Origin of the sequence: Pseudomonas sp. MWU12-3088 (genome assembly GCF_023242405.1) — a bacterium.
Lineage (GTDB): Bacteria > Pseudomonadota > Gammaproteobacteria > Pseudomonadales > Pseudomonadaceae > Aquipseudomonas > Aquipseudomonas kribbensis.
In genome coordinates, this window is record NZ_JALJEA010000001.1 from 44658 (window position 1) to 66756 (window position 22099).

Below are 22099 nucleotides of genomic sequence, written 5' to 3' on the forward strand. Positions count from 1 at the left end.
TCAACGAAACCGTTGGGGAAGCGCTTCGGCAAAGGGATAGAAGTCAAACCAGGGTTTGGCTTCGTCGATCACCTGGCTGAAAGACGGGCGCTGCACCAGTCGCTCGAAATAGGCACTGAGGCGAGGGCGGTCGTCGCCAAACGGCACCAGCGTACTGGCGTAAAACAGCGCCGGGCTGGCGGAGCAATCGGCCATGCTGTAATCCGGGCTGGCGATCCACGGGTGGGTCGCCAACTGGTTTTCCAGCATGTCGTAGGCAGTGTTCAGCAAGGTGCGCTGGCTGCTCAGGTCGGCGTTTCTGCTGTGGATGCGGTCGGCGACGATCTGCGACATCGGCGTCATCACGTAGTTGTCGAAAAGCCGGTCCCAGAGACGAACCTGCAGCGCTGTGTCCCAATCGTCGGGGATCAGACGGCCAGCCCCGGCGTGATAGCGGTCCACGTATTCGATGATCACGCTCGACTCCGGCACGCTGCGCTGACGGGCGCGATCCTGCAGCACCGGGAATTTGACCAGTGGCCACAGCGCCCGCAACTCGGCCCGCTCGGCTTCGCTGGACAGGTCGATCAGGCGTTTTTCGAAGGCGACACCGTGTTCGTACAGGGCAATCAGGGCTTTGTGGCAGTAGGACGACAACGGATGGTAGTAGAGGGTCAAGTCCATGGTTCAACGCCTCGCGGTGATAGTGAAAAACACTACACAGGTATAGCCCGCCTGCGCACGGCCACACATTTGATTTCCACCAGCAGCCCCGGATGGGCCAGTTCGCTGACGCCGATGCAGGTCCAGGCGCAGAAACCTTTGGGGAACACGCGGTTCTTCACGTCACGAAACACCGGCATGTGCTGGCTCATGTCGACGTGATAAGTGGTCATCTCCACCACATCGTCGAAGGTGCAGCCGCCGGCCTTCAACACCTCGTCGAGGTTTTCCCAGGCACGGATGAATTGCTGCTCGGGGTCTTCGATGACTGTCAGATCTGCGGTCCGGCCGACCTGACCGGCACAGTAAAGCGTATCGCCGACCAGAACCGCCGGAGCGTAACCGGCGCGTTCGACGATGGGCTTCATGGATTCGGGAATGATGATTTTGCGATCAGACACGGCCGGGGCTCCAGGTAAACGGTAAGTCGGGTCACTTCACGCGAAAGTATCGAATCAGGTTGACGGTTTTCGTGAACACGGCATAAGCCAAAGCGGCCATCGCCAGTCCGGCGATGGCCGGGCCCACTGCATTGATGCCGGTGATGAGCAGCATGTAGAGCGACAGCATCAGTATCAACACAACATAACTGGCGAGTGTTTTTCTAAAGAACGCCAACAGCAGCGGGACGAATGCCACTACCACCGAATGAATGGCCACCGCCTGCAAAATCTCGATTATCAGATACGAGAAAGCATCTTCGCCGCTTGCTTGCGTGGCGATCAGCCAGGATTCGTTCATCAGCCAATTCAGGGCGCCAACCCCCATCAGGCTGATGACGACAATCAGCGCCATGTTTATTGCTCGGGTGCTCATTGGTCTTCATTCCGCCCGTGGGCGGCCGCCGCCAACTGTTCGGTATCCACCCGAACAAACACCGAATCACCCACCGCCGTCAGCACATCCCCGGCGTAGACCTCGCAGATTACCCGGCTCTTGCGCCCGATTTCACCCTCGACTTTCGCCTTCAACGTCAGCGGTACGCCCATGGGCGTCGGCTTGATGAATTTGATGCCGAGGTTGCCGGTGACGCAGTTTATGCGCGGCAGGCTTTCGGCTTCACGCCCTTCGGCGCGGTAGTGGTAAGCCATCGCCGTCCAGTTGGAGTGGCAGTCCACCAGCATCGCGATCAAACCGCCGTAGACCAGCTCCGGCCAGCCGCAGTATTTGGCCTCGGGCACGTGCTCGGCCATGACGTGCACGCCGTCTTCGTGCCAGAAGCTCTTGATGTGCAAACCGTGCGGGTTGCTGCTGCCGCAACCGAAGCAGACGCCGTCGGGGGCGGCGGTGTCTTGCAGGGAAGTGTCGAGTTGGGACATGCCGGGGTCATCCTTAAACTGTTAGCCGAACCGGGCGGATTCTAACCCCGAATAAAGGACGAAGCGTGATTTAGTCCGGCGCCAGATCCCCATACCAGTAAGCTGCCGTGACGCCGCCATCCATGAGGAAGTCGCTGCCGGTAATGAAGGTGCCCTCAGGTCCCATGAGCAAAGCACCCACGGCAGCCACTTCATCCGGTGTGCCGCCACGCCCGGCGGCGCTGCGTTCGATCATGCGCCGGTAACCTTCACCGCGTGGGCCGTTCAACTCATCCCGCGCCAGTGGCGTGAAGATGATGCCCGGGCTGATCGTATTGACCCGCGCGCCCCGTTTGCCCCAACGCACGGCCTCGGCCATGACCCGCAGCGAGTTGCCGCGTTTGGAGACTTGATATGCATGCAGCGGGTCGCTGATGCGTTCGGCGGACAGCATCGGCAACGCCAGCAGCTCCTCGGTCGGTGTCGTCGCCAGCGCCTTGTTCTGTTCAGGGCTCAGCGCCGGCAAGCGGTGACCGGATTGCGAGGCAATCACGATGGCCGAACCGCCGGCCGCGATGACCTGGCCGAATTCCTCCAGCACGACGGCCGTGCCGTACAGGTCGACGCGCAAAATGGTTGCGGCTGACGCTTGCGAGGGTGAAACCCCGGCCGCGTGAATCACTCCGCTGATGTCACCGAGGGCGGTAGCGGTCCGCACCAGCGTTTGCACCGAGGCACGAGAGGCAACGTCCACCACGGCGGTGGTCACGTCGAAACCGGCATCGAGCAGGACCTTTGCGGCGGCATCGGCGTTTTCCTGTCTGAGATCGGCCAACACCACATGCTTGCCGGCACTGACGCGCCGGGCAATCGCCTGGCCGATGGCGCCCGCACCGATCACCACGATCACTTTCGCTGAATTGTTCATGGGTTCATCTCACGTGAGAGTCGGATTCCCGACGAGGTGAACGACTCTATATTGCTGCTGATTGCTCAACAATATAGGGTTGGCTGCATGCCTTAGTGAGGGATTTTCATCAATGCTGCGCGCAGATCTGCCGGGCCTTACTGCTTTCATCGCGATTGCCGAACAACGCAGTTTCAGTGGTGCAGCGCGAGTATTGGGAGTGTCTTCATCGGCGCTCAGCCATTCGATGCGCAACCTGGAGGCGCGCCTGGAAATGCGCCTGTTCAACCGCACGACGCGCTCGGTGTCGCTGACCGAAGCGGGGGAGCAGTTGCTCAACGGGGTTCGACCGTTGATGAATGACCTGGCGAACGTGGTCAACGAGGTCACCTCCGCCCGGATCAGCCCCTCAGGGTCGATCCGCATCAGTGCGTCGGAGTCATCGATCCGGCCGCTGATTCGCCACGTGGTTCCCGAGTTCATTGCCCGCTACCCGAACATCCATATCGAGTTCGTGGCCGACGGTGCGCTGCAAGACATTGTCAGCGACGGTTTTGACGCCGGCATCCGGCTGATCGATGACGTGCCACGCGACATGATCGCCATTCGCTTCGGGCCTGACGTGTGTTTCGCTGCCGTGGCCTCGCCGGACTACCTTCAACAGCATCCGGCGCCACAGGTGCCGCAGGATCTCAAGGCCCATCGCTGCATTCGCTTTCGCTTCACCGGTGGCGGTCTGTTTCGCTGGGAATTCAGACAGGGCGAACAAAGCGTCAGCCTGGATGTGGAAGGCAGTTTGACGATGGACAACCTCAACCTGATGGTCGAGGCCGCGCTGGCCGGTGCGGGCATCGCCTGGGTGCCGCAGTCCCTGGTGGCGGAGGCTCTGCAGGCCGGACGGTTGGTCCGCTTGCTGGAGCCATGGAGTCCGAACTATTCGGGGCTGTGCCTGTATTACCCGGCCAACCGACATCCGCCCACCGCGCTGCGATTGTTCGCTCAGGCCGTGCGGGACTGGGCGAGCGGGGGCGCCTCGTAGCGTTGCCTCAAATCAACAACCCCAGCGTATCGAACAACTCGACATCCTCTGGTCGTGCCGAGCGTGCGCGGCGGCGGATCACTTGCAACAGGCAATCGACAAAACACTGCGCCGCCGCACCCAGCGGGGCGTTGCGCGGGGTGACGATGCCGATGACATCGTTGGCGAAGGTCTCGGCGAGATCGAGCCGGGCCACGCGTTCGCGATAGCCGGGCACTGTCAGCATCGGTTCGGGAAAGTAGCTGAGCATGTCGGTCTGCTCGATCAGCGACAGGGTCAGTTGCGGCGAGTGGGCGCGGTGGATGTGTTGCAGGTCGATCTGCGCGCCGTGTTGCCAGAACAGCTCGGTCATCAGGCCTTCGTGGCTGGCGTCCGGGTAATTGACCACCCAGTCCTGATCGAGCAGTTGGTGAATGGAACTGGCCTTGCGCAGCGGATGATCGTGACGGGCGACCACCGCCATGCGGTAGGAGAAGATCGGCTCGCTGACGAACTCCGGGCGCGGCAGCAGCGACGAGACCAGGCCCACCGCGAACTCCATGGTGCCGTCGCGCAGTTTTGGCAGGGCCACGGCCATCAAGCCTTCGAAGATTTCCAGGCGCACTTGCGGCATGCGCTGGCGGAACAGGGTGACGACTTCCGGCAGCAGGGTCATGCCCATCCACGGCGAGATGCCCAGGCGCAACTGGCCCTGGGCCTGATCGCTCAGGTGCGTCAGCTCCAGTTGCGCGCGCTCAAGCTGACTGAGCATCTGCCGCGCATGCTGCAGCAGCGACTGCCCGTAAGCGGTCAGCACCACGCCGCTGGCATTGCGCACCAGCAGCGGCAATTGCAGGTGTTCTTCCAGTTCACGCAGGGCCTTGGCCACGGCGGTCTGCGAAACCCCCAGTTGCCGTGCCGCCGCACGAATGCTGCCGCAGTCGGCAATCATCACCAGCGCCCGCAGTTGATGCAGCTTCATCCTTTTCTCCCGTTGCGACGGTGTAAACCCACGGTTTTCAGCCCCCGTTTTTTGCGACTGCCGCGGCATTCGGCAAGTCATTAGGATCGCAGGGTATCAGTCGAACACCCGAAAACGCCCCCATAAAAACAAGGAACCTGCTGATGACCGATCTGCCTGCACTGCCCGGTATCCGTACGCTCGAAGAAGAAATGATCGCGCTGCGCCAACACATTCACGCCTACCCGGAACTGAGCTTCGAAGAGTTCGCCACCGCCGATCTGGTGGCGGGCAAGTTGAGTGAATGGGGCTATGAGGTGCATCGCGGACTGGGCGGCACCGGCGTGGTCGGCCTGCTGCGTCAGGGCAGCGGCGGCAAGATGATCGGCCTTCGCGCCGACATGGATGCGCTGCCGATCATCGAGCAGACCGGGCTGCCGTATTCCAGCCGCCACGAAGGCGTGATGCACGCCTGCGGGCATGACGGGCACACGGCGATGTTGCTGGCAGCCGCGCGCCATCTGGCCGAAAACCGCAATTTCGACGGTTCGCTGGTGGTGATCTTCCAGCCCGCCGAAGAGGGCGACGGCGGTGCGCAACGCATGCTCGATGACGGCTTGTTCGAGCAGTTCCCGTGCGACGCGGTGTTCGCCATGCACAACATGCCGGGGTTGCCGGTGGGCAAGCTGGGTTTCCTCGAAGGGCCGTTCATGGCCTCCACCGACACCGTGACGATCCGCGTCGACGGCGTGGGCGGTCACGGCGCGATGCCGCACAAGGCGGTGGATCCGGTGCTGGCCGGGTCGGCAATTGTCATGGCGTTGCAGAGCATCGTCTCGCGCACTGTCGATCCACTCGACACGGCAGTGGTGACGGTGGGGGCCTTTCATGCCGGGGTCGCCGCCAATGTGATTCCCGATCACGCCGAGTTGCAGTTGAGCGTGCGCGCACTCAAGGCCTCGGTGCGTGACGAATTGATCGAGCGCATCACCCGCATTGCCCAGGCTCAGGCCAGCGGTTTCGGAGCCCGGGCGACGGTGGATTTGGACGAAGCGCAACGCTTCCCGGCGCTGTTCAACGATGAAGCCAAGACCGCTTTTGCGCGGCAAGTGGCGATCGATTGGGTGGGCGAGGAAGGGCTGATCCCGAACATGAAACCGCTGACCGGCAGCGAAGATTTCGCAGTCATGCTGCAACGCTGCCCCGGCTGTTATCTGCTGATCGGCAATGGCGACGGGGAGGGCGGCTGCATGGTGCATAACCCCGGTTATGACTTCAACGACGATTGCCTGGCGACCGGCGCCAGCTACTGGGTGCGACTGGTGGAAGCCTTCCTGGCCTGATCCGCTTCGACAATTTCAGGAGTTCGCCCCATGTCCACTGCCATTTCCAGCGCCGCCGCAACCGCAACGCGCCAACCCATCGGTGCGCGGGCCATTGCCGCGATTACCATCGGCTCCGGTCTGGAGTTCTATGATTTTTCCGTCTACAGCTTTTTCGCCACACTCATTGGCCGGCAGTTTTTCCCGGTAGAGAGCACGCTGGGGCAATTGCTGCTGTCCCTGGCCACGTTCGGCGTCGGCTTCGGCATGCGCCCGATCGGCGGGATCGTGCTCGGTGCCTACGCCGACCGGGTCGGGCGCAAACCGGCGATGATGCTCACGCTGTGGCTGATGGCGCTCGGTTCGCTGCTGTTTGCCATCGCCCCCACCTACGCGCAGATCGGCCTCGCCGCACCGGTGCTGATTGTGCTGGCGCGGCTGGTTCAAGGGTTTGCCATGGGCGGCGAAGTGGGGGCTTCCACCGCGATGCTGATGGAATACGCCGACGACAAAAACCGAGGTTTCTACGGGAGCTGGCAGCTGTTCAGCCAGGGCTTGAGCTTCATGTTCGGCGCGCTGGTGGCGCTGGGGTTGAGTTCGACCTTGTCTGCCGAATCCCTTGAAAGCTGGGGCTGGCGACTGCCGTTCGTGTTGGGGATGCTGGTGATTCCGGTGGGGCTGTATATCCGTCGTCACCTCGATGAAACCGCCGAGCAGGAACCGCAGGGCGATGGCGCCACCTCCGGTCTGCGCCTGATTTTCCGTGACTATCGCAAAGTCCTGCTGACCGGCGTGCTGCTGGTCATCGGCAGCACGGCGTCCAGCTACATCGTGCTCGATTACATGACCAACTACACCGTCAGCGTGCTGCATCTGCCGATGACCATGGGCACGACCGCCGCGTGCCTTGGGGCGCTGGTGCAGATCAGCCTGTCGATCTGGGCCGGTCGTTTGAGTGACCGCATCGGCCGTCGCCGCACCATCGCGCTTGGCTGCATCCCGATGCTGTTGCTGATCTATCCGGCGTTCATGTTGATGAACCGCTTTCCGACCCTGGGCACGTTGTTGGGTGTTTCGATGGTCACCACATTGTTTCTGGTGCTGATCACCGTGCCGACGCTGGTGCTGGTAACGGAAATGTTCCCCCGCAAGATTCGCGCGTCGGGACTGTCGATCATCTATTGCCTGGGCGTGTCGGTGTTCGGCGGGTTTGCGCAGTTCTTTGCCACCGGGCTGATCGGTCTGACCGGCAACAACAACGCGCCTGCGCTGTATGTGATGACGTGTCTGTGCCTGACCCTGGCGGGGCTGGCGATGGTGCGGGAGACTGCAGGCAGGCCGCTGGAGTGAGCGGCCCGGGCGCGGCGCATCAGTTGCGCTGCGCCAGATTGCGTTGAAACTCTTCGAAGCTGCACGGCAGCGTCGTGGCTTTGCGTTTTTTCGACTTGTCTTGCTCGTCGGGCAATTGATCGCTCAACTCCCAGACCTCAAGCATCTTCGCGTACTCGAAGGCGTGGCGCGGACTGCTCTGAATCCATTGCTGGAAGGCCTGGCGTTCGTCAGGCGTGCAGGTTTCGTCCTGCAGACGCAGGCACCAGTGCGCCGCCTGATTGAGGATTTCATCGTCGGCGTCTTGAGGGCTTTGGAGGTTCATTGACTGCTTCCAGGATGGCCGGAGAGGGCACTTTACCCTGCCTCTTGCAAAAAAAACGTCAAAGTTCGACAGGGATTTAGCCTGCCTGACGGACAGAATGCGCGTGCGCCGGACAGATCGCGCCGCCATTTACGCTTTTCGCAGATTTGCCATATTCAGTCACATTTCGTTGTAGATAGTGGGCAGCCCAACCGGTTTTCAATGAGGCTGCATCGTGTTTCCACGTCTTCTGTGTTCGCTGTCCGTGTTGAGTCTGTCCATTGCCGCCGCCCACGCGGCCGACCTTGATACCCCGCGCCTGCAGGGCATCGACAACTTCCGCGATGTCGCCGGTATCACCACGGCCTACTCGACGACCCATGACGGCACGATGCGCGCCGGTGTGTTCTACCGCTCCAACGCGCTGACGCCGACGGCTTCGGATCTGGCGACCCTCAACGGTCTGGGAATCAAGGCGGTTTTTGACCTGCGCACCCCCAGCGAAATCGCGGCCACGCCAGACACCATGATCAGCGGCGCGACCTACCAGAACATCGACATCATCGGCGCCACCACCTCGGGTGCGAACATCACCACGGTCTCGTTCAAAAGCGCGGCCGATGCGATTGCGATGATGCAGGAGACCAACCGCGCCTTTGTCAGCGACGCCGGTATGCGCGGTCAGCTGGGCGTGCTGTTCAACGAACTGGCCGGCGTCGACGGCGCCGCGCTGTTCCATTGCACCGCCGGCAAGGACCGCACCGGCTGGACCGCCGCCGTGCTGCAAAGCATCGCCGGGGTCGACAATGCGACGATCATGAGCAACTACCTGGCGACCAACGACTACACCGCCGCCCGCGTGGCCAAGACGCTGGCGATGATGCCGCCGAGCATGGCCGCGGTTTACGCGCCGCTGCTGGGTGTGGAAGCGAGTTACCTGCAAGCCGGCCTGGACCAGGTGGCCGCGCAATACGGCAGCATGGACAACTACCTCAAACAGGGCCTGGGTCTGTCCCAGGAAACCATTTACGTGCTGCGCGGCAAAATGGTCGAGTACAACAGCCTGCCGGGTCAGGCCGGGTTGATCGGCAACGCCGCCGCCGGCGCGCAACTGTTGCAGGAACTGCAGAACAGCAAACTCTCGGGCACCTACAGCGCCTACAACTACTACCTGCAATCGGCCATCGATGCCGGCACCCTTGGCGGTGTCGAGTCCACGGTCGGCGGTCAGGTGCACGCCGATGCGGCGAGTTACTTGCTGCGTCAGAACGCGATGATCGAACAGGCCGCCGCGCCATTCGCCAGCGGCACCGACCTCAAGGTCGGCCAATACCGCTTGTGGAGCACCGCGCTCGCCGGTTATCTGGGCACCGACGGTTCGGCCCATGCGCAAAGCAGCAACGAACACAGCCAGGGCCTGATGGTCGGCGTCACCCAGCGTTTCTCCGAGCAACTCAGCGCGCGCGGAGGGATCGGTTACAGCAAAGGCACCGTCGGCGGGGCGGGCGGCGAGGCTGATACCGACTTCACCTTCCTCAATCTGGGTGCCCGTTATGGCTTCACCAGTCTGGAACGTGGTTTGTTTGCTGATGCGAATATAAGCGCCGGTTACGTCGACTACGACAGCAAGCGCGACCTCGGCGGCGGCCTCGGTTCGGCGAAGGGCAACACTCACGGCAATCTCAGCGGCGCCACGCTGGCGCTGGGTTATCGCCTGCCGATGAACGATATGGTTCTGGAGCCGAGCCTCGGCGTGCGCGTCAGTCGTCTGGACCTGTCGGGCTTCCAGGAGAAGGGCAGCGAACTGGCCCTCGACGTCGACGACATCCAGCATACCCGTCGCAGCGCCGTGGCCAATCTCGACGTTTCGTTCACCCCGTTGCCCATGGGCGCGTGGCAACTGGTGCCGGGCGTGCGGGTCGGTTACGAGCGTGTGCTCGGCGATCATCAGGTCGACAGCGAAGGCCATCTGCTGGGGCTGGATATCGAACAGCGGGCGGCGTTCGACAACCGCGATCAGTTCAGCGGCGGCGTCAACCTGATGGCCAACCTTGGTGCGTTAAGTCTGGGCGCCGAAGTCGGTGCCAGCGGTGGCGGCGACAGCCACGGTTTCAGCGGCGGGCTCAAGGCCAGCTATCAGTTCTGATCAATTTGAAGGTGAAGAAAAAGGACTGCCTTAGCGCAGTCCTTTTCGCATTTCTGCGGGGCTTACGCCGTAGGCGTCCTGAAAATATTGGCAGAACCGGCCGACGTTGCTGAATCCGTATTGCAGGGCCACATCGGTCACCGATGACGATGGGCCGTGCTTCAACGCTGCGCAGGCACGCTCCAGCCTGACCTGGCGCTGGTACGCCACAATCGAAGTCCCGACGAATCGCCGAAAACCTTCCTGCAAGGCCCGCAGGCTGACGTTCACCAGACCCGCCAGATCCGTCCCGCTGACCAGTTGCTCGGGATGCGCCTGAATGTATTCGATGGCTTGCTTCACATGCCGAGGTGCAATCGATGCTTCGGGGCGGCGCAAGGCCTCGCTGAAATTGTGCGGCCAGGCTTCCAGCACCGCGTCCACCAGCATTTCCCGCAGGCGCGACGGCATCAGCGAGCCGGCGTTCAACAACAGGTCGAATTCAGTGCCGGTGGCCAGGTCGATCAGTGCGCGAATGCCCTGAAACGCCGGGCTGTTCAGATCCACTCTCGACTCGAAATGCAGCTTGTGCACGATCGGTCGGCCCAGCAGCGACGACAGGCGTTCGGTGAGCGCCGCGCGGCTGATCGACATGCCGTGCTGGGCGTGATTGTCGACGAAACGCATCGAGCGCAGGTCCGCCTTGTCGATGGCCAGCCCGATGTGCGGCAGGCCCAGGGCTTCGGCGGAGTCGTTGAAGATGATCCGGCCGGCGGTGGGAATCACAAAGGTGATTTCATCGTAGGGGTCGGGGAACGCCACGGTGAAATCGCCCCGGTAATGCATGCGCCGGAAACTGACCCCGTCGTGCCGCCCGTACACGCCGCCGATGATGATGTCCTTCGGCGGCGGCGGTGTGTCGCCATAACGATTGCCGAACATGCGGGAAAACAAAGCGCCGAAGTCGTCGCAGGACATGTCGGCGGATCTGAGGATGATGGTCTGGCGCGTCGGGCTTGAGTACACCGGGAAGGTCACCTTGGCAGTCGGGGCAAAGAGGCGCGAGGACGTTAGCAACCGAGAATGACAGCGACATGACACAAACGGATTACCCCGCTTGCCAGTGCGCCTTCAGGAAATCGATGAACACCTTCACCTTGCGTGTATTGCGTCGATGGGCCTGATACAGCACGTAGATCCACGGGCCGAAAGCGCTGGGTTCACGCCAGTATTCGGGCATCAATTCCACCAGCTCGCCCCGGGCGAGATACGGCGCGGCGCTCCACTGCGGGAGAAATTGCAGGCCCTGGCCGTCGAGCAGGCAGGCCAGCAGGAAATCGTAATTGTCACTGGCAATGCGTGGGGTCGGCTGGGTCATGCGCAAGCGTCGTTCGCCCTGTTTGACCCACCAGAAATGCCGGTTGAGCAGCGGGTGACGGAAGATCAGCCAGTCGTGCTGGTGATAGTTGTCCAGTGACACGTCGCTGCCCTTGCGCGCCAGATAGGCCGGGCTGGCGCAGAGCTGCACGCGGTTTTCTACCAGCGGTTGGGCTATGACTCCCGGCAGGTCGATCGGTCCGTCACGCAGCGCCAGGTCGTAGCTGCCATCCACCGGGTCGTCGTAGTTGTCGCTCAGATCCACTTCCAGATTCACCTGCGGGTGCTCGTTCAGAAATCGGCAGCACACCTGATTGAGAAAGGCCGGGGCGAAGGAGGGCGGGGCGATGATGCGCAATTCGCCGCGCAATTCATGCTTGAGCTGTTCGACGCCTTCGCTGGCCAGTTGCAGTTGCAACAGCGCCTGACGCGCGCCTTCCAGATAGATCCGCCCGGCCTCGGTCAGCGCCATGCGTCGAGTGGTGCGGTCGAACAGGCGGCTGCCGAGTTCCTCTTCCAGTTGCGCCACAGCCTTGGTCAGGGCCGACGGCGTGTTGCCGAGCACCTCGGCGGCACGGCTGAAATTGCCGTGTTCGGCGGTGGCGACAAACATGGTCAGGGCGCTCATTTTGTCCATTGATCTATTCCTGATGGGCACAGAAGTTGTGCGTGAGACGGCATTCAGTTATCCGGCGGGCTTGGCTAATCTGGCCTCAGCCTAACAAAAATAACGAGAACGCTCATGAAGCAGCTCCTGACTCTGATGGTGTCGTCCGCACTGGCCTGTGCCTCGCTGGAAAGTCTGGCGGCCACCGACCTGATCCTGCATAACGCGAAAATCTACACCGCCGAACCCGGCCAACCGTTGCAGCAGGCCATCGCCATCGAGGGTGACAAGGTCATCGCGGTTGGCTCGGATGCGCAGGTGCTGCGCCTCAAGACTACCGACACCCGGCTGATCGATCTGGGCGGCAAAGTGGTGATGCCCGGTTTCATCGACTCCCATTCCCACACGATCAAGGGCGGCCTGCAGATGCTGCAGGCCAATCTCGACGGGCAGATGCTGCCGCTCGATGAACTGGAATCGCGCTTGCGCCAATGGCGTGAGGACGGCAAGGCCCGGCGCGGCGAGTTCTTAAGTGTCGGCGGATTGCCCTCGACTTACTGGAACCAGACCGACGCGCTGGAACAGCGTTTCAATCAGGGCGAGTGGGCCGATCAGCCGTTGTTGCTGCTGGGCTGGGACCTGCACACCGGTTGGGCCAATCAGGCGATGCTCAAACGCGCCGGTATCGATGCAGCGCGCATCCAGGCGCTCAAGCCTGAAGAGAAAGACACCCTCGGTCATCACCCGGACGGGCAGCCGAACGGTTTTATGGTGGACGCCGGGCTCTATCCCGTTCAGGCCCTGTTGCCGCCGCCGACCGATGAAGCGCTGCTGGCGGGCGGTCGCGCCGCGCTGGATTACTACAAAAGCCTCGGGATCACCGGGTGGATGGACCCGCTGGCCAATGAACTGCCCGGTGCCGACGTGAAAAACGACTCGCTGGGTGTGCTGCCGACGTACAAGAAGCTTTCGGAAAACGGCGAACTCACCGCCCACGTCGCCGCGTTGCTGATGGCGGATTCGAAGGCCACACCAGCTGATCTCGATGAACTGGACAAGGTCCGCCAGCAGTTCCTCGGCGTGCACAACCTGACCCTGCCGGGCATCAAGGTGTTCGCCGATGGCGTGGCCGAATCGCCCGCGCAAAGCGCAGCCATGCTGGAGCCTTACAAGAACTCAAAAAAGTCCGGCGAGTTGCTGATCGATCCGACGCACTTTGGCGAACTGGTCAGCGCCGCCGACGCCCGTGGCTGGCTGGTGCACATCCACGCCATCGGTGACCGCGCGGTGCGCGAATCCCTCAATGGCATCGAGCAGGCGCGCAAGGATCGCCAGAGCGGCATCGCCCATTCCATCACCCATCTGCAGATGGTCAACCCGAAAGAATTCGCCCGGTTCAAGGCGCTGAACGTCATCGCCTCGATGCAGATGTACTGGGCCAGCGCCGATGAGTCGAGCATGGATCTGGTCAAGCCCTACGTCAGCGCCATGGCCTTCATGTACACCTATCCGGCGCGCTCGCTGCTCAAGCAGGGCGCCACCATCGCCGGCGCCAGCGACTGGCCGATCACAACGCCCGAGCCGTGGAAAGCCATTTACCAGGCCGTCAGCCGCAAGGGCCCGAAAGGCGTGCTCAACGCCGCCGAAGACATCGATCGCCAGGTCATGTTCCAGGCCTACACCCTCAATGCCGCCAAGGTCCTGCGCCTGGAAGACAGCATCGGCTCACTCAAACCCGGCAAACAGGCCGACCTGATCGTGCTCGACCGCGATGTGTTCACGGTCGCCCCCGAAGCCCTGCGCGACACCCAGGTGCTCAACACCTTTTTCGCCGGCCGCGAAATCTATCGCCGCCAGCCGTAAGCCGCATTCCGATTACAACACCAAAATAAGGAAAACCTTTCGTGAACCTTCATTGCTTCGTCACCGACACTCGCAACCCGCAAACCCGTGGGCACCAGATCGGTGACGCCTTCAGCGCGCAGATTCGCCAGACCGTCGCGCTGTACCTCGACTTTTTCAACCAGCTCGACATTCCGCCACAGCAAGTGCGCGCCATCGGCGAAGCCAGCCTGAAAGCCCTGGAAAACTGGAGCCCGGCACTGGCCGAGGAAATCGTCGCCATGGCCGAAGGCGCGGATCTGCCGCTGTGGCAACTCGCGGCCCTGAACGCCCGCACTGAAATCCTGGCGGTGATGCCCTCGAATGAAGGCGAATGCTCGACCGCCGTGTTCGCGCCCCATGGCCCGCAGGCGCCGAAAACTATCCAGACCTGGGACTGGCACGACACGCTGGTGCCCAACGGCCTGATCCTGCAACTGACCACCGACGCCGGGATGACCGTCAAGCTGTTCACCGAATTCGGCATGCTCGGCAAGATCGGCGTGAACAGCGCCGGGCTCGGGCTGCACTTCAATATCCTTCACCATGCCAGCGACAACGGCAGCGGCGGGGTGCCGGTGCATGCGATTGCGCGGCGGATTCTGGAACAGGCGCGCAGCGTCGATGAGGCCATCGAGCTGGCGCGTTCGGCACGGGTCAGCGCGTCCACGGTGCTGACGGTGTTCACTCGCGAAGACTCGAAAATCCGCGCCTGCAGCATCGAGATGTCACCTGCCGCCACCGCCGTGGTGCTGCCGAACGCCGAAGGCTGGATCACCCACACCAACCATTTCCTTGACCCAAACCTGAGCGCTGGCGAACGCACGCCGGACGCCTCGACGACCTACGCGCGCATCGATCACGTCAACGCCTTGCTGAACGGCATGACCGAGGGCGACCTCGTGCGCCGGGCCGATGCCATGTGCGGCGCGGCCGGCGAAGAGGCGCCGATCTGCTTCCATCCCGACCTGAGCATGCCGGCCACCGAGCGCTGGGAAACCTTGCTGACCATCGGCATCGACACTGAACAATGCGTGCTCGAATTCGCCGCCGGCAACCCGAAACAGCTGGCCCGTAACGGTTACCAGCGCTTCTGAAGCCCTTGCAGCAACGTCCCGAAAAACAACAACAAGAGGAGCACCCCACATGGCCAGTCACCCTGCACGCACGGCGGGTTCACCGTCGGCACTGAGAACCTTCTTCGTCTCCGGCATGGGCACCGCCCTGGAGTTCTATGACTTCGTGATCTACGGGACCGCCGCCGCGCTGGTATTCCCCAAGGTGTTTTTCCCGCAGATGGACCCGCTCACCGCGACGCTCGTTGCCTTCGGTGCGTTCGGCGCGGGATTCTTTGCCCGGCCGTTGGGCGGCGTGGTGTTCGGGCATTACGGCGACAAGCTCGGTAGGCAGAAAATGCTCGTTATCACGCTATTGTTGATGGGCCTCAGCACCTTCCTGATCGGCTGTCTGCCGGGTTACGCAACAATCGGCGCGGGTGCGCCAGCGTTGCTGGTGCTGCTGCGGTTGGTGCAGGGTTTTGCCGCCGGGGGCGAGTGGGGCGGGGCCGCGCTGTTCGGCATCGAATCGGCGCCCGTGGGGCGTCGAGGGTTGTGGGGCAGTTTCACCAGCATGGGCATTGGCATTGGCGGGATTCTCGGCTCAGCCGTGTTCGCCGTGGTCAGCGTGGCGGCGCACGATGACCTTGCCGGGTTTGCCTGGCGCATTCCGTTCTGGCTGGGCGGTGTGCTGGTGCTGGTCGGGCTGTATGCGCGGTTGCAGAAACCGGCGCAGTCGCCGGGCGAGTCAAAGGGACACGGGCGCATGCCGCTGATTGAAGCGTTGCGTGCGCGACCTCGGGCCATGTTGCTGTGCACCGGCATCGCGTTTGGTTACGTGACCATCGCCTACATCGGCAGCACGTTCTTTCTGTCCTACGCCACGCAACTGGGCTACGGCAGCACCGATGCACTGATTTTCGACATCGCGTTATCGGTTGCCATCGTCATCACCGCGCCGCTGTTTGCCTTGCTCTCTGACCGCATCGGCCGGCGCAGGGTGATGATCCTCGGGGCGTTCATCATGGCGGCCGGGTTCTTCGTGTTCTTCCCGCTGGTGGGGCTGAAAAGCCTGTTGGTGTCGACGTTCGCCTACATCGTGATCGGTGCGTTCATGGGTGCGACGCAGGGGCCGATCCCGGCGTTTCTCGCCGAGCAGTTTCCACGGGACATGCGTTATTCAGGGATGTCGGCGGCGTACCAGATCGGTGCCGCATTGGGAGGCGGGACTGCGTCGAGTGCGGCCACGGCCATTCTGATCGCCAACAATCACGACGCGTTTGGCGTTGCAGTTTACGGAGCGGTGGCGCTGGGGATCGTGGCGGTCTGCTCGTTCTTCCTCAGGGAGACCGCGCACTTGAGCCTGGAGGAAATCGACGCGCCCTCGGGCGGCGCGTCGAGTTCTGCACCGGTGCCGGGGCGTCTGCAAACACCCTGACACCGGCATTCAGGGTCACGCCGAAAGGTGTTCGTAGAGAATCGTCGCACCGACGATCATCAGCACCACGCCACCGACGATTTCCGCACGCTTGCCGACCACGGTGCCCAGCACCCGACCGAGCATCACGCCAATGGTGACCATGGTCATGGTCGCCAGGCCAATGGCGGCAGCGGCCACCCAGATGTTCACATCGACGAACGCCAGGCCGACGCCGACGGCCAGGGCGTCGATGCTGGTGGCCACGGCGGTGACCGCGAGGATGAGGAACGAGTGCTGCCCCGGTTTTTCTTCTTCGGCTTCCTCATGCTTGAGGCCGTTGTAGATCATGTGCAGGCCGAGCGCGACCAGCAGGGTGAAGGCGATCCAGTGGTCCCAGCTTTCCACCCAACGGGTGGCGGCCTGGCCGATGAACCAGCCGATGACCGGGGTGATTGCTTCGATGACACCGAAGATCAGACCGGTGCGCAGGGCTTCGGTGATGCGAGGTTTGTGCAGGCTGGAGCCCTTGCCGATGGCGGCCGCGAAGGCATCCGTGGACATGGCGAGTGCGAGGAAGATCAGGGAAACAGGATTCACGGGCAATACTTCCAGTCGGGCCATGAGTCAACGACACAACCACACGCCCGACTTTCGGCATGGATGTGTCGTCGGTCTCACCAACCAGAAGGTGTTCGCACCACGGCATGTTGCCGAATATGTTGATACGAACGCTACCGAGGGGCTCGGAAGCAGGTTACTCCCCAACGAAGGCCCGGATCATAGGCAGGCAAACATGAAAATTTCGTTAAATGCCCGGCGCAGGTTCTGCTGACCCCGCAGGGATCAGCAGCTCGGCGCACAACCCGCCTTCAGGCCGGTTGTACAGCTGCAAGGTGCTGCCGATCTTGCTCACGATCATCCGCACAATCGCCAGCCCGAGACCCGCGCCATTGGCGTGACCCTCGCTGTAGAAGCGTTCGAACAAACGCGCATATTGCTGCTCATCGATGCCGGGGCCGGCATCTTCGACGCTGATCGACACCGCGCCGCAGGCCTGTGGCTGCACCTGAACCCGCACCTCGCTGCCGGGCGGGGCGAAGTTCAGCGCATTGGTTACCAGATTTTGCAGAGCGATGGCCAACGCCACCGGATCGGTATCCACCGGGCAGTGATGGTCGCTGTCGAGGATCAGCTCAACGTCTTTTTCCAGGGCCAGCGGCGTCAGCTCGGCCAGTTCTTCGCGAACGAGGGCAGTCAGTTCGACGCGGGTATTTTCCGGCGATGCCAGACGCGGTTCGATGCGCGCCATGGTCAGCAATTGGCTGGCGATGCGCGTGGCGCGGTCCACGGCGCTGACCAGAAACTCCAGCGCTTCCTCGCGCTGTTGCGGGGTGTTGGCCAACTGCGCGTTCTGCGCGTGAATCCGCAGGATCGCCAGCGGCGTGCGCAACTCATGGGCGGCGTCGGCGATAAAGCGTCGCTCCCGGGCCAGCAGGTTGTCGATATGTTGCAGCAGGCGGTTGAGCGCGGTCTGCATCGGCTCCAGATCCTGGGGCAGGGGGCTCAGGTGCAGGGGTTTCAGGGTGTCGGTGTCGCGGCCGCGAATTGATTGAGCCATGGCGCGCAAAGGCTGCAAGCCCCAGCCGATGGTCAGCCAGATCAATATGGTCAGCAACGGCACGCCGATCAGGCTCGGCCACAGGGTATGGCCGACGATGCGGGTGATCAGGTCCTGGCGGATGTCGTCGCGTTCGCCGACCCAGATCAACAGACCTTGCCGCGGATCCTGGAGCAGGAAGGCGCACCAATCGCGGCCGTTTTCCATCAGGTCATGGGCGCCGAGGGTGGCGGGCGGTGCATCCAGAATCGGCGCTTCGGCAGAGCGCATCAGCAACTGGCCGTCATTGCGCCAGACCTGAAAGGTCAGCCGCGTCTCGTAGGGATGCGCCGCCTCGCCATCGCCGTCACCGTCCCGGCTCATCGCCTCGTCGAAGGCCTGATGCAGACGCTCCCAATCGTTGTCGCCGGGTGCACGCTGGGCCAGCACGCCTTGCAGCAGGCGCGCACTTTGCGCCAGTTGGGCGTCGTAGATTTCTTCGATCTCATGGTGGCTGTAGCGCAACACCGCCCAACTGATCAGCACATCGCCGAGCAACACCAGAAACAGCACCGGTAACAGAATCCGCGCGCGTATCGAGTTCATGGCTTGAGCTCCACGACGTAACCCACACCGCGCACGGTGCGGATCAGCTCGGCGGAAAGCTTCTTGCGCAGGTTATGGATCAGCACTTCCAGGGTGTTGCTTTCGACCCGCTCCTGCCAGCCGTACAGCGTGCGCGACAAGCGCTCACGGGTGACGACTTTGCCGGGGCGGGCCATCAGTTGATGCAACAGTTGGTATTCCATCGGCGTGACCACCACCGTGCTGCCGCGCCATGTGACTTGCTGGCTGATCGGGTCGAGGCAGACGCCGGCGTGTTCCAGCACCGGTTGCGCACGGCCCTGACTGCGCCGCAACAGGGCGCGGATGCGTGCCTTGAGTTCGTCGACATCGAAGGGTTTGACCAGGTAATCGTCAGCGCCGGCGTCCAGTCCGGCGATGCGTTCGGCGGTGCCGTCGCGGGCGGTGAGGATCAACACCGGCAAATCATGCTGGCTGGCGCGCAATTGTTGCAGCAGCGCCAGGCCATCGAGCCTTGGCAGTCCGAGGTCGAGCAGCAACAGATCGAAGCTTTCGCTGCGCAACGCATGTAGCGCACTGACGCCATCTTGCAACCAGTCGAGGGTGTAGCCCTCGTTGCTCAGGGCGACGCGGATGCCCTGGCCGAGGGCGCGGTCATCTTCGACCAGAAGTAGGCGCATGGCATTTTCTCTGTGGGAAATCGGGCGCGTGTCCGGCGGCATCATGCCGCTCGCCTTGTTGCCGTGGCAGCCCCTGCGCCGGCGAAGATGTTACGACTCGTTGCCAACTAAGCTTTCGTTAAGCTTGGTTTTGCACAGTGAGGCCTTTCCCATCCAGCGAGAGTGCTTCCATGCGCAAACTTGTGCTGTTGTCCCTGATTGTCGCCAGCCCCCTGGCCGTCGCCGGCCCGCAATGCACCACGGCCGAACGTTCGCAGTGGCAGGACCAGAAGGCGTTTCAGGAACAGCTGAAATCCCAGGGTTATGAAATCAGCAAGTTCAAGGTCACCGACGGCAACTGCTACGAGATCTACGGCTTCGACAAGGACAAGCGCAAGGTCGAGATCTACCACGATCCGGTCAGCGGCAAAGCGGTGAAAACCGAGATCAAGGGCTGATGCCACGGGATTCCCTGCGCCTCTGGGACCCGGTGGTGCGGGTGTTTCACCTGTCCATCGCCGGGGTCTTCGCCGCCAACTACTTCTTCAATGAAGCCGGTGACGACTGGCATGTCTGGCTCGGTTATTACGCCATGGGCTGGATGCTGGTGCGTCTGGTGTGGGGATTCGTCGGGCCGCGCAGTGCGCGCTGGTCGGACTTCTGGCCGACGCCGTCACGGCTGGCGGCCCATGCCCGGTCGCTGATCGCCGGGCGGCCCGAGCATCGTCTCGGGCATTCGCCGATCGGCGCACTGGTGATGATCTTGATGCTGCTGGCAATGCTGACCGTCGGCCTCAGCGGTTGGGCCATGGAAGAAATCGATGCCCTGTGGGGCGCCGACTGGCCGTTGCAAGTCCACGAAACTGCCGCCGATGCCTTGCTGGCGCTGGTCATCGTGCACATCGCGGCGGCGCTGTTTGAGAGTGTTCAAGTGCGCGACAACCTGCCGTTGTCGATGCTCACCGGGCGCCGGCGCCGTTTGCCGGACGATCCGGGCCCGTGACAGGGATGTCCTTTCGATGGTTTGCCATCTCGTAACTGCCATGAGCTGCCTATGCGTGCCTTGTCCTTTCGTTTGAGATTCGTAGTCGCCGCGCTTGCGGTGAGCCTGATTTTTATCGCGGCCTGGCGCAGTCACCCGGAGCATGTGCTGGCGCCGTTCGCGGTTGAAACGCCTGCGGTCCTGGCTTCGGCCAATGCGGCCGAGCCGATGTACAGCAGCCGTTTCGTGTCCTCGGAACTGGATGATTTCGTGCACTCGTCTTCGCTCACCGCGCTGCCCGGCGGCGACCTGATGGCCGTGTGGTTCGCCGGCTCCCGCGAAGGCGCCGCCGACGTGCAGATCCGCACCGCGCGCTACAACGCCAAAACGGCAGAGTGGGGCGCCGAACAGGTACTCGCCACCCGCGAATCCACCGTCGCCGGCACTCAGCGCTACATCCGCAAGCTCGGCAATCCGGTGATTGCCCTCGCGCCGGATCAGCGTTTGTGGATGTTCTACGTGTCGGTGTCCGTCGGCGGTTGGGCCACCAGTGCGATCAACGTGATGGTTTCCGATGACCTGGGGCGCAACTGGACGGCGCCGCGACAGCTGATCACCTCGCCGTTCTTCAACATCAGCACCCTGGTGCGTGCCGCTCCGGTATTCCATGCCGATGGCTCGATCGGGCTGCCGGTGTATCACGAGTTCATGGGCAAATTCGCCGAGTACCTGTATCTGAGCGCGGACGGCGCCGTGATCGACAAATTCCGCATCAGTCGGGGCAAGCATTCGTTGCAACCGACCATCGTGCCGCAGGACGAGCGCCGCGCCGTGGCGATGCTGCGTTATGCCGGTGAAACCCATCACAAGGTGCTGGCCAGCCGCACCGAAGACGCCGGGCAGACCTGGAGCGAACCGTATCCGCTGGAACCGGCCAACCCCAATTCGTCGCTGGCGGCGGTGGGCACGGCCGATGACGGTTTGCTGGTGGCGCTCAACGATCTGCGTGACGGTCGCTTCAAGCTCAGCCTTTACGGCACCGATGCGAATCTCAACGACTGGCGCAACGTGATCGAACTCGACCAGTCCCCCGATCCCCTCGGCCAGCCGTTTTCGCCCGAGGCCTACAAGGCGATCATCGGCGAAGGTTTTCGCGCCTCCAGCGGCGCGCAGCGTTTGCCGCTGGAGCAACGCTTCCTGAGCAACCTCGACTACCGCGTGTGCAAGCCCGAAGGCTGTGAATTCGAGTACGAATACCCGTATTTCAGCCGTGGCAGCGATGGCCTGTATCACCTGGTTTATTCTTGGAACAACACCTTCATCAAACATGTCAGCTTCAACGATGCCTGGCTGGCGGAGCGCCTGTGATGCTGTTTCTCTGGCAAGCCCATTTGAGTTTCATCCTGCTCGGTTTTGTTTTGCTGGGTTCCTTTCAATTCACCCAACGCTGGCGTCCGTGGCTGTTGCCGGCGCTGGCGCTGGTCAGCTTCATTCCGCTGGGCGGCCTGCCGCTGGCGGCGTATGTGCGCAGCTTTACCGATGACCTGGCGATTACCACGCTGGTGTTTCTTGGCTGGGCCGCGTTGTTGCGTTTAGGTGTGGTTCCTCAACTGAAACCGCTGACACGGGGCCAGATTCTGGGACTGTTCGTGGTGCTGACGGCGCTGTTGTACCCGGCGACGATGGGCCTGACCTATGTCGATCCTTATCGCTGGGGCTTCAATCCACGGCCGATGATCGTGGTTGTCGGGCTGGCGACATTGGCGCTGCTGTGGCTGCGCAATACGCTGGGCGTGGCGATGCTGGCGCTGGCCACGTTGGCGTTCGCACTGCGCCTCAAGCCTTCGGAAAACTATTGGGATTACCTGATAGATCCGCTGCTGGCGGGTTATTGCCTCATTGCCGGATTTGGGCTTTGCATTAAGGCAGCGTGGCAATTCCTGCCATCTCAACGAACAACACAGAGGTAA

General features: G+C 62.5%; 23 protein-coding genes. 11 read left to right on the plus strand and 12 right to left on the minus strand.

All coding sequences use genetic code 11. The features are described from left to right. The 5 genes from M5B98_RS00260 to M5B98_RS00280 form a co-directional block, all read right to left on the minus strand. Positions 1 to 663 carry a glutathione S-transferase family protein gene (locus M5B98_RS00260; protein WP_248741351.1) on the minus strand — a complete coding sequence of 221 codons (663 nt, stop codon included), beginning with the start codon at positions 661 to 663 and terminating at the stop codon, positions 1 to 3. 32 nt (positions 664 to 695) lie between these two features. Continuing rightward, positions 696 to 1103 carry a RidA family protein gene (locus tag M5B98_RS00265; protein WP_248741352.1) on the minus strand — a complete coding sequence of 136 codons (408 nt, stop codon included), beginning with the start codon at positions 1101 to 1103 and terminating at the stop codon, positions 696 to 698. 31 nt (positions 1104 to 1134) lie between these two features. Then, a complete protein-coding gene (locus M5B98_RS00270; protein WP_248741353.1) occupies positions 1135 to 1497 on the minus strand; it encodes a hypothetical protein in 363 nt (120 codons plus the stop codon). 17 nt (positions 1498 to 1514) lie between these two features. After that, on the minus strand, positions 1515 to 2021 hold the full coding sequence (locus M5B98_RS00275; protein ID WP_248741354.1) for a PaaI family thioesterase: 507 nt from the start codon (positions 2019 to 2021) through the stop codon (positions 1515 to 1517). Between the two features lie 70 nt (positions 2022 to 2091). Continuing rightward, complete coding sequence (locus M5B98_RS00280) at positions 2092 to 2928, minus strand: SDR family oxidoreductase (protein ID WP_248741355.1); 837 nt, start codon at positions 2926 to 2928, stop codon at positions 2092 to 2094. A 112-nt stretch (positions 2929 to 3040) separates the two neighbouring features. Here M5B98_RS00280 and M5B98_RS00285 point away from each other — a divergent pair, with 112 nt between their 5' ends. Beyond that, positions 3041 to 3946, plus strand: coding sequence for a LysR family transcriptional regulator (locus M5B98_RS00285; protein WP_248741356.1), 906 nt, complete (start codon positions 3041 to 3043; stop codon positions 3944 to 3946). Between the two features lie 7 nt (positions 3947 to 3953). Here the strand turns inward: M5B98_RS00285 and M5B98_RS00290 are convergent, their stop codons facing one another. Then, entirely contained in the window at positions 3954 to 4907 is a 954-nt protein-coding gene (locus M5B98_RS00290) for a LysR family transcriptional regulator (RefSeq protein ID WP_114882477.1), read from the minus strand. A gap of 143 nt (positions 4908 to 5050) precedes the next feature. Between M5B98_RS00290 and M5B98_RS00295 the strand changes: the two genes are divergently transcribed. Continuing rightward, entirely contained in the window at positions 5051 to 6229 is a 1179-nt protein-coding gene (locus tag M5B98_RS00295; protein ID WP_248741357.1) for a M20 aminoacylase family protein, read from the plus strand. A 30-nt stretch (positions 6230 to 6259) separates the two neighbouring features. After that, positions 6260 to 7558: an MFS transporter gene (locus M5B98_RS00300; RefSeq protein ID WP_248741358.1), complete on the plus strand. Its 1299-nt coding sequence runs from the start codon at positions 6260 to 6262 to the stop codon at positions 7556 to 7558. A 19-nt stretch (positions 7559 to 7577) separates the two neighbouring features. Here M5B98_RS00300 and M5B98_RS00305 read toward each other — a convergent pair whose 3' ends face one another. Then, a complete protein-coding gene (locus M5B98_RS00305) occupies positions 7578 to 7862 on the minus strand; it encodes a FecR/PupR family sigma factor regulator (RefSeq protein ID WP_085731863.1) in 285 nt (94 codons plus the stop codon). Positions 7863 to 8076: 214 nt separating this feature from the next. Here M5B98_RS00305 and M5B98_RS00310 point away from each other — a divergent pair, with 214 nt between their 5' ends. Further along, positions 8077 to 9987 carry a tyrosine-protein phosphatase gene (locus M5B98_RS00310; protein WP_248741359.1) on the plus strand — a complete coding sequence of 637 codons (1911 nt, stop codon included), beginning with the start codon at positions 8077 to 8079 and terminating at the stop codon, positions 9985 to 9987. Positions 9988 to 10017: 30 nt separating this feature from the next. Here the strand turns inward: M5B98_RS00310 and M5B98_RS00315 are convergent, their stop codons facing one another. Both M5B98_RS00315 and M5B98_RS00320 read right to left on the minus strand, forming a co-directional pair. Next, the gene (locus tag M5B98_RS00315) at positions 10018 to 10992 is read right to left on the minus strand and encodes a helix-turn-helix transcriptional regulator (RefSeq protein WP_248741360.1); all 975 of its coding nucleotides are present in this window, start codon (positions 10990 to 10992) and stop codon (positions 10018 to 10020) included. A gap of 82 nt (positions 10993 to 11074) precedes the next feature. Further along, a complete protein-coding gene (locus M5B98_RS00320) occupies positions 11075 to 11980 on the minus strand; it encodes a LysR family transcriptional regulator (RefSeq protein WP_248741361.1) in 906 nt (301 codons plus the stop codon). Between the two features lie 105 nt (positions 11981 to 12085). Between M5B98_RS00320 and M5B98_RS00325 the strand changes: the two genes are divergently transcribed. The 3 genes from M5B98_RS00325 to M5B98_RS00335 are packed head-to-tail and all read left to right on the plus strand — an operon-like array spanning position 12086 to position 16324. Further along, positions 12086 to 13813 (plus strand): amidohydrolase, encoded by a 1728-nt coding sequence (locus M5B98_RS00325; protein ID WP_248741362.1) that lies wholly within the window; start codon positions 12086 to 12088, stop codon positions 13811 to 13813. Between the two features lie 41 nt (positions 13814 to 13854). Further along, positions 13855 to 14928, plus strand: a complete 1074-nt coding sequence (locus M5B98_RS00330; RefSeq protein ID WP_248741363.1) for a C45 family autoproteolytic acyltransferase/hydolase — start codon at positions 13855 to 13857, stop codon at positions 14926 to 14928. A 49-nt stretch (positions 14929 to 14977) separates the two neighbouring features. Then, a complete protein-coding gene (locus tag M5B98_RS00335) occupies positions 14978 to 16324 on the plus strand; it encodes an MFS transporter (RefSeq protein WP_248741364.1) in 1347 nt (448 codons plus the stop codon). Positions 16325 to 16339: 15 nt separating this feature from the next. Here the strand turns inward: M5B98_RS00335 and mntP are convergent, their stop codons facing one another. From mntP to M5B98_RS00350, 3 genes are all read right to left on the minus strand, one after another. Beyond that, positions 16340 to 16903, minus strand: a complete 564-nt coding sequence (gene mntP / locus M5B98_RS00340; RefSeq protein ID WP_248741365.1) for a manganese efflux pump MntP — start codon at positions 16901 to 16903, stop codon at positions 16340 to 16342. Between the two features lie 208 nt (positions 16904 to 17111). Next, positions 17112 to 18509: an ATP-binding protein gene (locus tag M5B98_RS00345; protein WP_248741366.1), complete on the minus strand. Its 1398-nt coding sequence runs from the start codon at positions 18507 to 18509 to the stop codon at positions 17112 to 17114. After that, complete coding sequence (locus M5B98_RS00350) at positions 18506 to 19168, minus strand: response regulator (protein WP_119429240.1); 663 nt, start codon at positions 19166 to 19168, stop codon at positions 18506 to 18508. The genes M5B98_RS00345 and M5B98_RS00350 overlap by 4 nt, the downstream gene beginning before the upstream one ends. A gap of 170 nt (positions 19169 to 19338) precedes the next feature. Between M5B98_RS00350 and M5B98_RS00355 the strand changes: the two genes are divergently transcribed. The 4 genes from M5B98_RS00355 to M5B98_RS00370 are packed head-to-tail and all read left to right on the plus strand — an operon-like array spanning position 19339 to position 22099. After that, complete coding sequence (locus M5B98_RS00355) at positions 19339 to 19605, plus strand: PepSY domain-containing protein (protein ID WP_114882494.1); 267 nt, start codon at positions 19339 to 19341, stop codon at positions 19603 to 19605. After that, positions 19605 to 20150, plus strand: a complete 546-nt coding sequence (locus tag M5B98_RS00360) for a cytochrome b/b6 domain-containing protein (protein ID WP_248741367.1) — start codon at positions 19605 to 19607, stop codon at positions 20148 to 20150. The genes M5B98_RS00355 and M5B98_RS00360 overlap by 1 nt, the downstream gene beginning before the upstream one ends. A gap of 51 nt (positions 20151 to 20201) precedes the next feature. Next, positions 20202 to 21497, plus strand: coding sequence for a sialidase family protein (locus tag M5B98_RS00365; RefSeq protein WP_248741368.1), 1296 nt, complete (start codon positions 20202 to 20204; stop codon positions 21495 to 21497). Continuing rightward, on the plus strand, positions 21497 to 22099 hold the full coding sequence (locus tag M5B98_RS00370; protein ID WP_248741369.1) for a hypothetical protein: 603 nt from the start codon (positions 21497 to 21499) through the stop codon (positions 22097 to 22099). Before M5B98_RS00365 ends, M5B98_RS00370 begins: the two co-directional genes overlap by 1 nt.

Bases quoted from the DNA above. Each gene is read 5' to 3' on its own strand.
- M5B98_RS00260 (WP_248741351.1), bottom strand. From the start codon at position 663: ATGGACTTGACCCTCTACTACCATCCGTTGTCGTCCTACTGCCACAAA.
- M5B98_RS00270 (WP_248741353.1), bottom strand. From the start codon at position 1,497: ATGGCGCTGATTGTCGTCATCAGCCTGATGGGGGTTGGCGCCCTGAAT.
- M5B98_RS00275 (WP_248741354.1), bottom strand. From the start codon at position 2,021: ATGTCCCAACTCGACACTTCCCTGCAAGACACCGCCGCCCCCGACGGC.
- M5B98_RS00280 (WP_248741355.1), bottom strand. From the start codon at position 2,928: ATGAACAATTCAGCGAAAGTGATCGTGGTGATCGGTGCGGGCGCCATC.
- M5B98_RS00285 (WP_248741356.1), top strand. From the start codon at position 3,041: ATGCTGCGCGCAGATCTGCCGGGCCTTACTGCTTTCATCGCGATTGCC.
- M5B98_RS00290 (WP_114882477.1), bottom strand. From the start codon at position 4,907: ATGAAGCTGCATCAACTGCGGGCGCTGGTGATGATTGCCGACTGCGGC.
- M5B98_RS00295 (WP_248741357.1), top strand. From the start codon at position 5,051: ATGACCGATCTGCCTGCACTGCCCGGTATCCGTACGCTCGAAGAAGAA.
- M5B98_RS00300 (WP_248741358.1), top strand. From the start codon at position 6,260: ATGTCCACTGCCATTTCCAGCGCCGCCGCAACCGCAACGCGCCAACCC.
- M5B98_RS00305 (WP_085731863.1), bottom strand. From the start codon at position 7,862: ATGAACCTCCAAAGCCCTCAAGACGCCGACGATGAAATCCTCAATCAG.
- M5B98_RS00320 (WP_248741361.1), bottom strand. From the start codon at position 11,980: ATGGACAAAATGAGCGCCCTGACCATGTTTGTCGCCACCGCCGAACAC.
- M5B98_RS00325 (WP_248741362.1), top strand. From the start codon at position 12,086: ATGAAGCAGCTCCTGACTCTGATGGTGTCGTCCGCACTGGCCTGTGCC.
- M5B98_RS00335 (WP_248741364.1), top strand. From the start codon at position 14,978: ATGGCCAGTCACCCTGCACGCACGGCGGGTTCACCGTCGGCACTGAGA.
- M5B98_RS00345 (WP_248741366.1), bottom strand. From the start codon at position 18,509: ATGAACTCGATACGCGCGCGGATTCTGTTACCGGTGCTGTTTCTGGTG.
- M5B98_RS00350 (WP_119429240.1), bottom strand. From the start codon at position 19,168: ATGCGCCTACTTCTGGTCGAAGATGACCGCGCCCTCGGCCAGGGCATC.
- M5B98_RS00355 (WP_114882494.1), top strand. From the start codon at position 19,339: ATGCGCAAACTTGTGCTGTTGTCCCTGATTGTCGCCAGCCCCCTGGCC.
- M5B98_RS00360 (WP_248741367.1), top strand. From the start codon at position 19,605: ATGCCACGGGATTCCCTGCGCCTCTGGGACCCGGTGGTGCGGGTGTTT.
- M5B98_RS00365 (WP_248741368.1), top strand. From the start codon at position 20,202: ATGCGTGCCTTGTCCTTTCGTTTGAGATTCGTAGTCGCCGCGCTTGCG.
- M5B98_RS00370 (WP_248741369.1), top strand. From the start codon at position 21,497: ATGCTGTTTCTCTGGCAAGCCCATTTGAGTTTCATCCTGCTCGGTTTT.